Below are 13,231 nucleotides of genomic sequence, written 5' to 3'. Positions count from 1 at the left end.
TTGAATTGAGTGCTCTAATTCTGTGAGTTTAGCAATGCGAATTTCTACATTAACGGCTTGTACGATCGGATTAATTTCCATATCAGATCTCGCGCAAACAGCAGCAGCAACGAGCGCGACGAATCTCGATGAAATTGTTCCGATTGAAGCTGAGTCTACTCAGACGCAGAGCGTTTCAGACGCTCCGAGTCCGAAGAGTGCTGCTGTTAAGCAAGCGATCGCGGCTCCAGAATTTTCGCGCTCCGCTCAACTCGTTCCTGCGATCGCAACTCCTGTCGCGGCTCCAGAATTTTCGCGCCCTTCCCAACTTGCTCAAGCCCAATTTGAGCAGACCTATCAACCCGTTTCTCCGACGCAAGAGTGGATCGTTCCGAGTCGTTCGCCTGCCTCAACCGCTCAAACTGCTCCTCGCCAAACTCCGCCGCGTCCAACCCCGACTCCTGCAACCCCGGCTCCGGTTCCTGCTAATCTCGTTCTCACAGCAACCGATGTGCAAATCGTGGGCGCAGATTCGGAACTGCAATCGATCATTCGCTCTAAGATCCGCACTCAAGCGGGCGGAAATGTTAGTACTCCTCAGCTCGAGAGCGATATCGCCGCCATTTTAGAAACGGGGCTGTTTAGTACGGCAAACTTTACGACTCAGGCGAATCCGAATGGATTGAGTGTGACGTTTCAAGTGCAACCGACGACAGTACGCACAGTGAATTTGGTGAATGCTCAGGCGTTGACACCTGCGATCGCTAATCAATTTTTCCAATCACAACTTGGCGCGCCCGTCAGCCCAACAGCAATTAATGAAAGCATTCGTCAAATCAATGCTTGGTATCGCCAGAATGGATTCACTTTAGCGCGTGTGATTGGGGTCGTTCCGAGTCGGGATGGAGTCTTAACGCTGGAAGTTGCAGAAGGGGCAGTGAGCGATATTCAAATTCGCTTTACGGATGAGCAAGGCAGACTGGTTAATGATCAAGGTGAACCTGTGCGCGGCAGAACCCGCGAAAGTTTTCTACGCAATCAGATCCAACTAAAGCCCGGTCAGATCTTTCAAGAATCTGCGGCTCGTCAAGATCTTCAGCGCATTTTGCAAACAGGACTGTTTACAAATGGGCGGGTTTCACTCGAAGGCGATGCCCGTCAAACCACGGTCGTGTATAACCTGACTGAGGCGCGCAGTCGTGCCTTAAATGTCAGCGGTGGCTTTAATGATGATTTAGGCATCTTTGGCAACTTCAACTACAGCGATAACAACTTCAATGGAGTTGGGCAACAGTTGAGTGGGAATGCCTCGATCGGGACAAAAGATGCACAGTTTGATGGCAGATTTGTCAGTCCTTATCGCGCGACAGAACCCGATAAGCTTGGCTACAGTATCAGCGGATTCCGGCGACGTGGGGTGTCGCGGGTGTTTGATGACGAGCAGAGCGAATTAGCGAATGGCGATCGCCCAAGAGAAGGTCGATTTGGGGGAACCGTTGCGGTCAATCGTCCAATTGGGAATGGTTGGGATGGAACGTTGGGCTTGAACTATACGCGAGTGAGTATTCGCGATCGCGATGGTGATGTCGCGCGACGCGATGCAAATGGCGCACCGCTTTCCTGGAGTGGTACTGGGATTGATGATCTGACGACGCTCAGTTTTACAGCCGTTCGAGATCAGCGCAATAGTGCGATCGATCCGTCAAGTGGTTCGATTTTGACGCTCAGTACCGAGCAATCGATTCCGATCGGTCGAGGAAATATTCTCTCGAATCGTCTGCAAGCGAACTACTCGCAGTATATGCCAGTAAATTTCTTTAATTTAGAAAAAACGCAGCAACAGCCAGAAGTGTTGGCATTTAATGTGCAGGCAGGAACCACGATCGGAGATTTGCCGCCCTACAATGCCTATACGCTCGGCGGCCCCAATTCAGTTCGAGGGTATGGAGTCGGAGAAGTTGGAGTCGGACGGAGTTTTGTTTTAGCTTCGGCAGAGTATCGCTTCCCGATTTACAGCATCATTGGCGGAGCCGTGTTTGCCGACTTTGCGTCTGATCTCGGATCTGCAGATACAGTGTTAGGTGAACCTGGCATTGTTCGGAATCGTCCGGGAACTGGTTTTGGGTTTGGCTTAGGGATTCGCTTAAAGTCGCCTCTGGGAACAATTCGAGCAGGCTATGGAATTAACGATCAAGGCGAAGGGCGTTTCCAATTTGGATTCGGGGAGAAATTCTAAAATCGCGATCCAAAACCACTCCCCACTTCACAATTGATTTAGAACTGATAGAGAAGCGCTAAATTAAGTCGATCGCTGTTTCAACAATTTTTCAGGAGAAATTTTCAAAAGATTTCGTCGTTTGTAAAATATCGATAGGGCAACTTACAAAAACCATCCTGTGGAGTTCAGTGTCATGTCTAAGAAAAAATTCGCGCTCGGTTTGATTGCAGGGTTTGGAATAGCAATGATCGCTGCTCCCTCACATGCCCAACAAGCTCCGAGCAGTGCTGATCTGCTCAGAGATCCCCAATCTCAAGATTCGCTCAGCAACTTATTCAACAACCGAGGCGATAACGCAACGAGCAGTCTGATGGACTTGATTCAACGAGTTTCGCAAGGTAGCGTTGATCCCGAAGCTTTTCGTCAACAGCAGCGAGAAAGCCTAGACGCTGCAACAGCAGAGTTTCTCAATAAACGTCGCCAAATGCTGCAAACTCAGCCTCAAGTCGCACCTGCGCCTGTGGTACAGCCATTGAATTAGTTCAGCCATTGAAATAACCCCGCGCGAGGTTAGAAACCCCGTGCTCATCGAACGAAGTCTCTGAAGAGACTGTATCTCTAAGCCATTAGCTAGGTTCGGGAGTCCCTTGAGGGAGTTCGCACAGTTAGCACCGGATTCAAAACCCGGTGCAGGACAGGAACGCAGTCTCGAACCCTCTGCTATTTCGGAATCGGTTGAAAGATAAATTTGCCAGATTTCGCACCTGTGACTCGCACGAGCGTAATTTCTGTTTCACGATCGCCTTCTGGGGTAAAACTGACGGACTGAACTGCCCCAATTGTGGTAAAGCTTGGGGTTGAAAGTGTCGCTCGAATACCATTTCGCGTTGGGGCTTTTTGCAGTGCAGCGATCATGGCTTGCGTCGCATCGTAACCTAACGCCGATCGCCAGCCTGGGGCACGCCCCCAGACGGATTTCGCTTGCTGTTCAAAGGGCGAATTCTGAAGCTGAGTCTGTGCCGAAGGAATCGCCACAACCATTTCACTCGCTGCGCTTCCTAACTCAGTCAAAATTCGAGAATTGTACAACGCATCTCCTGCGAGAATGGGCAGACGTTTCTGATTGGCATTAATGATAAGTAGAGTGCGATCGAGCAATTCTGCATTCGGAGCCAAGAAAATCACTTCTGCGCCTTTTTTCATCGCTTGGGCAACGTTTTCTGCAACTTCGATCGCAGGATTACTCAAATCCACTTCATGCACGACCTTACCTTTATCCGCATAGTAGAGTGCATCTTTGAATGCTTCTGTCAGCGATTTGCTATAGAGATTTTTGGAATTGAAAAAGACGGCAGCTTTTCGCTTCTTCAATTGTTTGGTCATATAACTTACGAGCCGCTTGGCTGGCAGTTCATCGCTTGGCATTGTGCGGAACACATAGCGACTAAATCCGGATAAATTCTTGGCTGAACTCACCGGAGATATTGCAACCAGTTCTCCTTCTTGGTAAATCTTGCCTGCTGCCAGCGTCGTATCGCTCGTTCCATGTCCAATCACGCCCAAGACGGTCGGATCGCGAACCAGTTGGGTCGCAATTTGGCGAGCGAGATCCGGATTCGCATCATCAGACGCGATCGCGATTTTCAATTTCATCGCTTTCGTTTGATTGATCCGATCTTGTGCCTGAGCAATTCCTCGCAAGACTTCAGCCGAAGCGGTTGGATTTGTCCGAATCGGCAGAACGACAGCGATCGTATTTGCCTGCTCGGAACCAATTCGCGCATTGTTGAGATAGATCAGCGTTTCAGGATCGCTCTGATCGATTTTGTGGGCTTGTTCAAACAAACTGACGGCTTCTGCAAACTCGCCGCTTTTCATTTTGTCGATTGCCGCTTGTTTCAAGGGTTGTGGCGGTGTGTTTGGACTGAGTAACGTTTGTCCAACGCTGAGAAATTGCCCGCGTTGTCCGGGTGGGTCGGTCGGGGTTGGAGTGTTGCGGGTCAGTGTCCAAGCTGAAGCGCCAATGATCGCAGTGAGTCCGGCCGCGATCGCGCTCATTTTCAACGGCTTGTTCAAGACAGGTTGTGGCGATCGCAGTCGATTTTTTGCCTCGGAAATTGGCATCTGCGTAAAAATCGAGGACTTGACCTGATTGAGCGCCTCTAAGATTTCTGCCGCAGTTTGATAGCGATCGTTGAAGTGAAACTGCGTCATCTTCTCTAAAACGGCGGCAAAATCATGGCTGACCGTGACGCGATCTCGCCAAAGCAAGTTATGAGTATTAGGATCGTAAGCCAGTTGAGACGGGCGTACTCCAGTCAAAGCCTGAATGGCAATCATGCCCAACGAATAGAAATCACTGTTATATCGGGGCTGACCTAAACATTGCTCACTGGCGGCATAGCCAGACGTATAGATTGGAACACTGAGATCAACGGGTTCAGTTGCGATCGACGATTCTAAGATCGTTTTGACGGCTCCAAAGTCGATCAGTACGAGTTTCTGATCGCGATCGCGCCGGATTAAATTCTCGGGTTTCAAATCGCGATGAATCACGCCTTGCTCATGCACATATCCTAGAACCTGAGTCACATCTTCAACCAGGTCAACGACTTGTGCTTCTGCAAGTCTGCGATCTCCGCCGATTTCTTCGCTCAACGGATGCCCTTGAATGAATTCTTGAACGAGATAAAACTCTTGATCTTCTTCAAAATAAGCGAGAAGCCGTGGAATCTGATCGTGTCTGCCCAAGCGTTCCAGGGTTTCTGCTTCTGCAAAGAACATGCGCCGCACTTGACGTAGAATGGCTTCATCTTGACTCGAAAAACTCAAATGTTTGAGAACACAGCGAGGATTTCCGGGGCGTTTAGTGTCTTCGGCGATGTACGTTTGCCCAAAGCCACCAGAGCCAAGGGGTTGAAGAATTTTGTACCGTGCGTCGAGTATACGTCCTAGCATTGCAGCCCTGAAAAGCGATAATGGCATTGTAGGTCGATCGACAAGTTCAGGCACATCCAGTCATGAAAATTGAACAGCGTCACGAATGGGTGTTGACCGCAGAAGCCGCGATCGTCATTCAACAAGAACTATCCCAAGAAGTGATCACAGACGATCAGTTTGGGACAGTGAACTATGTGGCGGGGATCGATGTCGGATTTGAAGCAGAGGGAACGATTACCCGTGCTGCTGTCGCGATCTTAAAGTATCCCGAATTAGAGTTCTGTGACCATGCGATCGCGCGTCGCCCTACTACTTTTCCTTACATTCCCGGTTTTCTCTCATTTCGTGAAGTTCCAGCCGTGCTAGATGCGTTGGAGCAAGTCAAGACAAGCCCGGATTTGTTGCTGTGTGATGGTCAAGGGTTAGCTCATCCGAGACGGTTTGGGATTGCCTGTCATTTGGGGATCTTGACGAATCTTCCCGCGATCGGAGTCGGCAAGTCTCGATTGGTGGGCAAGCACGAAGAACCGCCGGATCAGCGCGGGGCTTGGGTTCCTCTGATTTATAAAGGCAACACGATCGGAGCCGTTCTCAGAACTCGTCCAGGAACGAAACCGCTTTATATTTCATCTGGACATCGCATTCGTTTAGAAAGTGCGATCGCGTATGTAATGGGTTGTACAACAAAATATCGATTGCCAGAAACCACCCGACATGCTCATAAGTTAGCCAGTGGGTGATCGCTCGATCACGAAAGATATCCCGACCGGCAAGCTTGAATTGATGGCGGCGCACCCTGTACGATCGAGCAAATTCCAACTTGTCGCTGAGAACCGTGAAAAGATTTCTGATTGCGTTGCTTTTATGGTTGAGCATTGCATTTCCCGCCTACGCTGCTGAACGCTGTCGCCCAGTCAACGATCAGGAAGTCTGCATTGTTTCAATTCGGCGCAGTGCTAAAAACTATTGGGAATACCGAGCGATCGTCAAAGTCGATGGCGCAGTCAAACCCTTACAGATTGACGATTGTCGATCGAAAACAACGATTCAAGACAACAAAGTTTTAGAACTGTTTGAGCAAGACGGAACCGCTGAAGCCGTCTGTAGTTTTTTCAAACCTCCGCGTGATGCTTTTGGAGTAGCAGACGGCAAACCCAGAATCATGTCCACATTACCGACGGCAAAGTTACCCAAACAAAAACTGCCACCGCAGCGATCGCCAGAACCAATTCAATAAGATTTCCAATCAGTGCGCCAAAGCCAATTCCCAATGTGACTCGTCCAGCCGTTCTCAGCCGCTCTGAAGTCGGCAAATCGCTGCGATACAGAAACTCACCGATAAATCCCCCGAGCAATCCGCCGACTAAAATTCCAGCGATCGGTCCACCGAGCGGCAGTGCAGGCAGCAATCCAAAAAAGCCGATCGCCATCCCGATAAACATCCCCATCTGGCTCCACCGACTTGCGCCGATCTGTTTTGCACCCCAGTAAGATCCCAGCCATTCCACAACCGAACTGAGCAGCAAGGCGACAAAAATCAATCCGAGCGGCAGCAGCGGAATCGCAAATTTCGTGACAATGCACCACAGCAAAATTGCCACTAAGATTAAACTCGGCCCCGGAATCCCTGGAACGACTGCTCCTACGACTCCGACCACCATTACTGCCACCAATATCCAATAGAGCACTGTCAATTCCATAGTTTTACTCCGTCTGACCTATCCAAACTCGCCCTATCTACGCAAGACTGCCTGAGCAAATCGATCGCGCCCATCTTCTAGATCTCTCGGCAATCCTTGTGGAAATTGTTTCTGAATTGCTGCTTTTAATGCCTGCAACCGATTGCCGGGATCGGGATGAGAACTGAGAAACTCCGGCTGTCGTCCACTCCCTGCACTCTTTGCCAAAATCTGCATCACTTCTAAAATGCCACGGGGATCGTAACCTGCGTCCAGCATAAACTTGAGTCCTAAGCGATCGCTTTCGGATTCATCATTGCGACCGTAGCGCAGATTCACTAACTGGTTCGTGGCTTGTGCGATTGCAGCTGCGCCCTGTCCGCCATCTTGTCCCCCACTGGCTGCCACCCCGACTGCTGTGACTAGCGCGCTTCCTAACTGCTGTTTTGCTAAATGTTCTGCTCCATGCCGACCCACGACATGCCCGATCTCATGTCCAAATACGGCTGCTAACTGTGCTTCTGACTTCATTTGTCCAAGCAATGCTGCTGTGATAAAAACTTGCCCACCCGGTAAAGCGAAAGCATTCACGGTTTTCGGATCGCGTAAGAGGTGAAACTCATAGGTATAAGGCGATTTTGACGCATCAGAGCGCTGTACAATCCGCTGTCCTACCTCATCCATATAAGTTTGCAAGCCCTGGTCAGGAAATAATCCACCGTGCCTGGCTGCCATTTGTTGACGGCTTTGCAGTCCGAGCACAATTTCTTGTCGAGGAGTGAGTTGGACTCGCTGATTTTCGCCTGTGACTGGGTTTTGGCTAGTATTGCCGTAGTAGCTAAACAATCCCCCGATCGCGAAGATCAGCCCCAAAATTAATCGAATTAAAACACTCACAGCAGATCTCTGTCTTAAACTTGCAGTCCATTAATTCTCAAATGCTCTGATCAGATAAATCAAGTGTTCTGCTCTGCAATTCATGATTTTTAGCATGAACGTTTTAGATACTGAGATCGTTCGGGCACTCTCTAGACTGAGAAATGAGGGAAAGACATGAGCGATCGAATTGCAATTTTGCTAGCCGGTAATAAGATGACTGGCGACACGAGAGTTATCTTTAATTTAGCCGAAGGACTGATTGCTAGAGGGTTTGAAATTGATTTACTGCTCGCATCTTCTGCGCAATTTGTTTTATCAGATTTGTCGAAGCAGGTGAATGTGATTGATCTGCAGACTCCTGTCACCGCCCGCACGTCTAGTATGATCAAGCTGTTGTTTCCGTTGCTTCATTACCTTCGGCGTGTTCAACCCAAAACCTTGATCTCGAATTTGTGTTTTGCAAATGCGATCGTGACCCTCAGCAAATTTCTCACGTTTCCAGCCCCAAAACTGGTTCTGGTGGAGCATCTTGCCCTCTCTACCGATGAACATGACGGTGAACCTCACAGTAAACTTCTCCCACTGCTGATTCGAGTGCTCTATCCACATGCGGATGCTGTGATTTCTGTGTCTCAGCAAATCGGTGCAGAATTGAGAAGTAAGTACAATCTCACGAATGTGCTGGCGATCGCAAATGCGGTCGTCAATTCTCGTCTCACTGAACAAGCGCAATCAGACCTAGATCATCCCTGGTTTGCATCCGATGAGATTCCGGTCTTTCTGGGAGCCGGAAGATTCGCAGCGCAAAAGGATTTTACGACGCTGATTCGAGCGTTCTCAATTTTGCGACAAGAGATGCCAGCTCGATTGGTGATTTTAGGAGATGGAGCTTTGAGATCTCAGTTAGAAGCTCAAATCCAATCCTTAGGGTTACAAGCCGATGTCGAGCTTCCAGGCTTTGTTTATAATCCCTACCAATATATGAGTCGCGCCACTGCTTTTGTTTTATCCTCGCGCTGGGAAGCTCTGCCGACCGTCTTGATTGAAGCGATGGCATGTGGGTGTCAAGTGATTGCAACTCAGTGCCGATCAGGCGTAGATGAGATTTTATCTGGCGGCGAGTTTGGGCAAATTGTTCCGATCGCAGATCCAGTAGCAATGGCTGCTGCGATGAAAAATTCAATTCAACATCCCATCTCACCGAGACTGCTAAAATTTCGCGCCGATGATTTCAGTATTGAACAAGCGGTTGATCGCTATCTAGAAGTAATCTAATTGCGATGATTATTGTGGTAGTGAATTCTAGCACCTGCCCATTGTAATTTCTCGCGTAACGTCTGGTAGTAAGAGTAATTTTCGCGCAGCACGATAAATCTTGCTTCTTCTGCTGCCATCCGAATATCCACCCGCTGTCCAGGCCAAATCGAAGTTGCCAGCACTCCGTCCATCCAAAGTTTTGTACTCAAGTCATAATCTGCCAAAGGCCAAATACTCACGACTGATCCAGACGGAATCAAAATCGGGCGACTAGATAAACTCAGGGGACAAATCGGCGTAACGGAGATCGCTGCCATACCGGGATGAATGATTGGACCATTCGCTGCAACGGTATAACACGTTGATCCGGTCGGCGTTGAAATAATCAGTCCATCGCCTTGATACTGATCGACGACTTCTCCATCAATTTCCATTTCTAAAATTGAGGTAATCATACGATCGGCAGATGCAGGCTTAATACACATCTCATTTAAGGCGAGAAAGCGATCGCTGACAGGCTCTAAATTTGTGCGATTTCCTTCATGTACGGTTGCTTGAAGCATCATTCGGGTCTGCACGGCATAGCGATCGGCTTCTAATCGATCCCAAATCGTCTCACTGTCAAAATCATCGGGTGATTCGGTCAGAAAGCCTAAATGTCCCCCAACATTCACCGCTAAAATCGGAATGCCATCAGAGGCTAAATTCCGAGCAGCAGACAATGCGGTTCCATCTCCCCCAAGTACGACAGCGAGATTGATCGGCAGAGACACGGAGGCTAGAAATACAGGATAGGGATTGTCTTTCGGACCACTTGGTCCCATGAGGACGTTGCAACCCCGCTTTTCTAACGCTTCAGCACACTTTTTCGCCCATCGTTGGCTGAGCGCATCACCGGATTTGTGAATAATCAGAACTTGTTTTAACTGCACAGGACTCGATCGAAGTTTAGGACTGCTTCTTATTGTGCAGCCATAATCCGCCTTGGAAAACGAAAGGGCACCTCGAAAAATAGACGCTATTGAGAAGAATGAAGCTTATCGTCCCGCGTTTCTACATCTCTTCTCTATAAAAACGAATTTTTCAAGGAACCCGTTTATCGTCTAAGCAACAAGAAGGTGGAAATTTGAAAAGTCTCTTACCCTAGAATTGTGTTCTCAACAATTGCATTCTCAGTTCTGCTACAGCTCTCCTAGTCGAGGTTTTGAACAACCTCCTGAGTTGCAAACCGCACTTTCGGTTTGGCTGCATACTTATCCTCAGCAGACCGATAGCCCGTAGGACAAAGCACAACGGAAGCGTATCCTTGTTCACTCAATCCCAACACCTCGTCATACTTGGCTGGAACAAATCCTTCCATTGGGCAAGTATCGATTTCCAACATTGCAGCAGTCGTCATAAACTGCCCCAGGGCAATATAGACTTGGCGGGTAGCCCAAGCCTGCACATCTGAAGGAGAGGGGCGCTGGTCAAGGAAGCCTTTGACGACCTTAGCAAATCCTTGGAGTGACTCTACAGGCACTTGTTGAACTTCAGCCATCCGCACAATATAGCGATCGACGTATGCGGCATCAATGTTTTTCTGGATTGCGAATACAACGAGATGAGAGGCATCGACAACTTGCTTCTGTCCCCAAGAATGCTCCAGCAGTTGTTGGCGAAGTTCTAGATTGCGAATGACTAGAAATTTCCAAGGCTGTAAACCAAAGGAAGAGGGTGAGAGGACTAGACTCTGTTCGAGGACGTTCCAGGTTTCGGTCGGAATCTTCTTAGCAGGATCAAATTGCTTCGTAGCATACCGCCATTGCAAGTGCTCTAGCGCGAATTGTGGGGATGCGATCTCAGACGTAGTTGACATAAAACCTGCCATTCTTCTAATTTCTGACTCTACAGTATCGTATTTGCTATCGATTCTGAGTACAACTGTTACTTGTCTAGTGATGAGCTATCTATTGGGAAAAGGGTTCTCTTTTATGGATTATCAACACACTATGACAATCGAGCCAGATAAGGTGCAGTGGCAAGTCTTTCATTCCCAAGGTATGTAGGACAGGGGCTGCTGATTTTTTCCTCACAAGTTCCTCAAACTTTTTTTCTATAAATTCAGCAGGTTTGAAGCCTATCCGATACATTCCGTTGGGAAGTGCAATTATGCTAGAAGCTCAAGTATCGAACTCCCTCATCAATGAATCCACCAAAGCGCAAGCGCTGGTGTTGCCATTTCAGCAAGTTGGAATTGCAGATATTCCCATCGTCGGCGGCAAGAATGCTTCACTCGGTGAAATGATTCAACAACTTACATCCAAAGGCGTGAATGTTCCCAATGGATTTGCGACGACCGCATTTGCTTACCGCTCTTTCATTGCAGGTGCAGGATTAGAAACACAACTGCGTCAACTGTTCGCGGATTTGAATGTCGAAGATGTGCAAAATTTGCAAGAACGGGGCAGAAAAGCAAGATCGCTAATTCTCCAAACTCCTTTCCCGGTCGAATTAGAACAAGCGATCGCGAATGCTTACCAAACGCTTTGTGAGGAATATGGAACAGATACCGATGTAGCAGTCCGCTCAAGTGCGACCGCAGAAGATTTGCCAGATGCCAGTTTTGCAGGACAACAAGAAACCTATTTGAACATTCATGGTTTGCCGAGTTTACTGGAAGCTTGCCATAAATGTTTTGCATCGATCTTTACCGATCGCGCAATTTCTTACCGTCAACTGCGCGGCTTTGATCACTTAGAAATTGCACTATCAGTCGGGGTGCAAAAAATGGTGCGTTCAGACCTTGCTGCGTCGGGCGTGATGTTCTCGATCGATACTGAAACGGGATTTAGAGATGCAGCGTTGATCACGGCAGCCTACGGTTTAGGCGAAAACGTGGTGCAAGGAGCCGTCAATCCTGACGAGTATGTTGTCTTCAAACCGACGTTGAAACAAGGCTATCGTCCGATTCTAGACAAACGACTGGGTTCTAAAGAGATCAAGATGGTCTATGACCTCGGTGGAACTAAATCGACGAAGAATCGCTCGGTTTCACTCGAACAACGGCAGCAATTTGCGATCGCAGATGAGGAGATTCTGCAACTCGCAAACTGGGCTTGCATCATTGAAGACCACTATTCACAAGTGCGTGGCGTTCCGACGCCGATGGACATTGAATGGGCAAAAGATGGCATCACAGGCGAACTGTTTATTGTGCAAGCTAGACCCGAAACGGTGCAATCACAAAAGACTCAGCAAATTCTGCGCACGTATCGGTTAGTCGCTACGCCTCCAGAACCCATGATCACGGGGCGGGCTGTCGGTGAAATGATCGGGCAAGGTAAAGCACGAGTGATTCTTGATGTGCATCAGCTTGATCAATTTCAAACTGGGGATGTTTTGGTGACGAATCGGACTGATCCAGACTGGGAACCCATCATGAAAAAAGCAAGCGCGATCGTGACGAATCAAGGCGGTCGAACTTGTCATGCGGCAATCATTGCAAGAGAAATGGGGATTCCAGCGATCGTCGGCTGCGGCAATGCGACGACTCAAATCTATACGGGTCAAACGATTACCGTAAGTTGTGCAGAAGGCGAAACCGGGCGAGTCTATGCGGGAATGATCCCGTTTGAAATCAATGAAGTTGAGTTAGAAACCTTACCGCAGACCAAAACCGACATTTTGATGAATGTCGGCAATCCTCAGGAAGCCTTTAGTCTTGCTGCCATTCCAAACGATGGTGTTGGGCTAGCACGCTTGGAGTTTATCATTGCCAATCAAATTCAAACGCATCCACTCGCATTGATTTACTTTGATGAGCTAGACGATCGCGTTGCCCAAGCTCAAATTGCAGCACTCACTCCCGGATACGACGACAAATCTCAGTTCTTTGTCGATAAGTTAGCCTATGGAATTGGCACGATCGCGGCTGCGTTCTATCCGAAACCTGTGATTGTTCGCATGTCGGACTTCAAGAGCAATGAGTATGCGAACTTACTTGGTGGACGGCAGTTTGAACCCCGCGAAGAAAACCCGATGATTGGCTGGCGTGGAGCTTCTCGTTACTATGATGAGCGGTATCAAGAAGGCTTCGCCTTGGAATGTCAAGCCATGAAGCGAGTTCGAGATCAGATGGGATTGACGAATGTGATTCTGATGATTCCGTTCTGTCGAACGCCCGAAGAAGGAAAACGAGTCCTAGCCGAGATGGCAAAATACGGTTTGACTCGTGGCGAAAATGGGCTGCAAGTGTATTATGGGTAGACAAGGGCAGTACCGAAGAGATCAGAATTGC

At 48.6% G+C, this 13,231-nt stretch carries 11 protein-coding genes; 6 read left to right on the top strand and 5 right to left on the bottom strand.

The features are described 5' to 3' along the window. Nucleotides 1-34: 34 nt before the first annotated feature. Nucleotides 35-2,215, top strand: coding sequence for a BamA/TamA family outer membrane protein (locus tag LEPBO_RS0111890; RefSeq protein WP_017287789.1), 2,181 nt, complete (start codon nucleotides 35-37; stop codon nucleotides 2,213-2,215). Between the two features lie 175 nt (nucleotides 2,216-2,390). Beyond that, nucleotides 2,391-2,738, top strand: a complete 348-nt coding sequence (locus tag LEPBO_RS0111885) for a hypothetical protein (RefSeq protein WP_017287788.1) — start codon at nucleotides 2,391-2,393, stop codon at nucleotides 2,736-2,738. 179 nt (nucleotides 2,739-2,917) lie between these two features. On the opposite strand, the gene LEPBO_RS41745 is transcribed toward LEPBO_RS0111885, so the two are convergent. Continuing rightward, nucleotides 2,918-5,155, bottom strand: a complete 2,238-nt coding sequence (locus tag LEPBO_RS41745) for a bifunctional serine/threonine-protein kinase/ABC transporter substrate-binding protein (RefSeq protein ID WP_051077791.1) — start codon at nucleotides 5,153-5,155, stop codon at nucleotides 2,918-2,920. A gap of 62 nt (nucleotides 5,156-5,217) precedes the next feature. On the opposite strand from LEPBO_RS41745, the gene nfi reads away from it, so the two are divergent. Together nfi and LEPBO_RS36885 are read left to right on the top strand one after the other, a co-directional pair. Then, complete coding sequence (nfi, locus tag LEPBO_RS0111875; RefSeq protein ID WP_017287786.1) at nucleotides 5,218-5,877, top strand: deoxyribonuclease V; 660 nt, start codon at nucleotides 5,218-5,220, stop codon at nucleotides 5,875-5,877. A gap of 95 nt (nucleotides 5,878-5,972) precedes the next feature. Further along, nucleotides 5,973-6,374 carry a hypothetical protein gene (locus LEPBO_RS36885; RefSeq protein ID WP_017287785.1) on the top strand — a complete coding sequence of 134 codons (402 nt, stop codon included), beginning with the start codon at nucleotides 5,973-5,975 and terminating at the stop codon, nucleotides 6,372-6,374. Here LEPBO_RS36885 and LEPBO_RS0111865 read toward each other — a convergent pair. Then, nucleotides 6,298-6,837, bottom strand: a complete 540-nt coding sequence (locus LEPBO_RS0111865; RefSeq protein WP_017287784.1) for a DUF456 family protein — start codon at nucleotides 6,835-6,837, stop codon at nucleotides 6,298-6,300. The genes LEPBO_RS36885 and LEPBO_RS0111865 overlap by 77 nt on opposite strands. Before the next feature lie 33 nt (nucleotides 6,838-6,870). Next, nucleotides 6,871-7,713, bottom strand: coding sequence for a M48 family metalloprotease (locus LEPBO_RS0111860; protein WP_017287783.1), 843 nt, complete (start codon nucleotides 7,711-7,713; stop codon nucleotides 6,871-6,873). Nucleotides 7,714-7,869: 156 nt separating this feature from the next. Here LEPBO_RS0111860 and LEPBO_RS0111855 point away from each other — a divergent pair, with 156 nt between their 5' ends. Beyond that, entirely contained in the window at nucleotides 7,870-8,970 is a 1,101-nt protein-coding gene (locus tag LEPBO_RS0111855; RefSeq protein WP_017287782.1) for a glycosyltransferase, read from the top strand. Here the strand turns inward: LEPBO_RS0111855 and LEPBO_RS0111850 are convergent. Together LEPBO_RS0111850 and LEPBO_RS0111845 are read right to left on the bottom strand one after the other, a co-directional pair. Further along, complete coding sequence (locus LEPBO_RS0111850) at nucleotides 8,967-9,884, bottom strand: NAD(+) kinase (protein ID WP_017287781.1); 918 nt, start codon at nucleotides 9,882-9,884, stop codon at nucleotides 8,967-8,969. The genes LEPBO_RS0111855 and LEPBO_RS0111850 overlap by 4 nt on opposite strands. Nucleotides 9,885-10,144: 260 nt before the next feature. Continuing rightward, nucleotides 10,145-10,810, bottom strand: coding sequence for an NAD(P)H-dependent oxidoreductase (locus LEPBO_RS0111845; protein WP_026148580.1), 666 nt, complete (start codon nucleotides 10,808-10,810; stop codon nucleotides 10,145-10,147). Nucleotides 10,811-11,103: 293 nt separating this feature from the next. Between LEPBO_RS0111845 and ppsA the strand changes: the two genes are divergently transcribed. Then, nucleotides 11,104-13,200 (top strand): phosphoenolpyruvate synthase, encoded by a 2,097-nt coding sequence (gene ppsA, locus LEPBO_RS36880; RefSeq protein WP_144056190.1) that lies wholly within the window; start codon nucleotides 11,104-11,106, stop codon nucleotides 13,198-13,200. Nucleotides 13,201-13,231 lie beyond the last annotated feature (31 nt).

Source organism: Leptolyngbya boryana PCC 6306 (assembly GCF_000353285.1).
Classification (GTDB): domain Bacteria; phylum Cyanobacteriota; class Cyanobacteriia; order Leptolyngbyales; family Leptolyngbyaceae; genus Leptolyngbya; species Leptolyngbya boryana.
The sequence above is the reverse complement of the archived record's forward strand: the minus strand, read 5'-3'. Positions and strand labels throughout refer to the sequence as shown.

Coding starts and splice junctions, on each gene's coding strand:
- LEPBO_RS0111885 (WP_017287788.1), top strand. CDS start 2,391: ATGTCTAAGAAAAAATTCGCGCTCGGTTTGATTGCAGGGTTTGGAATA.
- ppsA (WP_144056190.1), top strand. CDS start 11,104: ATGCTAGAAGCTCAAGTATCGAACTCCCTCATCAATGAATCCACCAAA.
- LEPBO_RS41745 (WP_051077791.1), bottom strand. CDS start 5,155: ATGCTAGGACGTATACTCGACGCACGGTACAAAATTCTTCAACCCCTT.
- LEPBO_RS0111865 (WP_017287784.1), bottom strand. CDS start 6,837: ATGGAATTGACAGTGCTCTATTGGATATTGGTGGCAGTAATGGTGGTC.
- LEPBO_RS0111845 (WP_026148580.1), bottom strand. CDS start 10,810: ATGTCAACTACGTCTGAGATCGCATCCCCACAATTCGCGCTAGAGCAC.
- LEPBO_RS0111890 (WP_017287789.1), top strand. CDS start 35: ATGCGAATTTCTACATTAACGGCTTGTACGATCGGATTAATTTCCATA.
- LEPBO_RS0111855 (WP_017287782.1), top strand. CDS start 7,870: ATGAGCGATCGAATTGCAATTTTGCTAGCCGGTAATAAGATGACTGGC.
- nfi (WP_017287786.1), top strand. CDS start 5,218: ATGAAAATTGAACAGCGTCACGAATGGGTGTTGACCGCAGAAGCCGCG.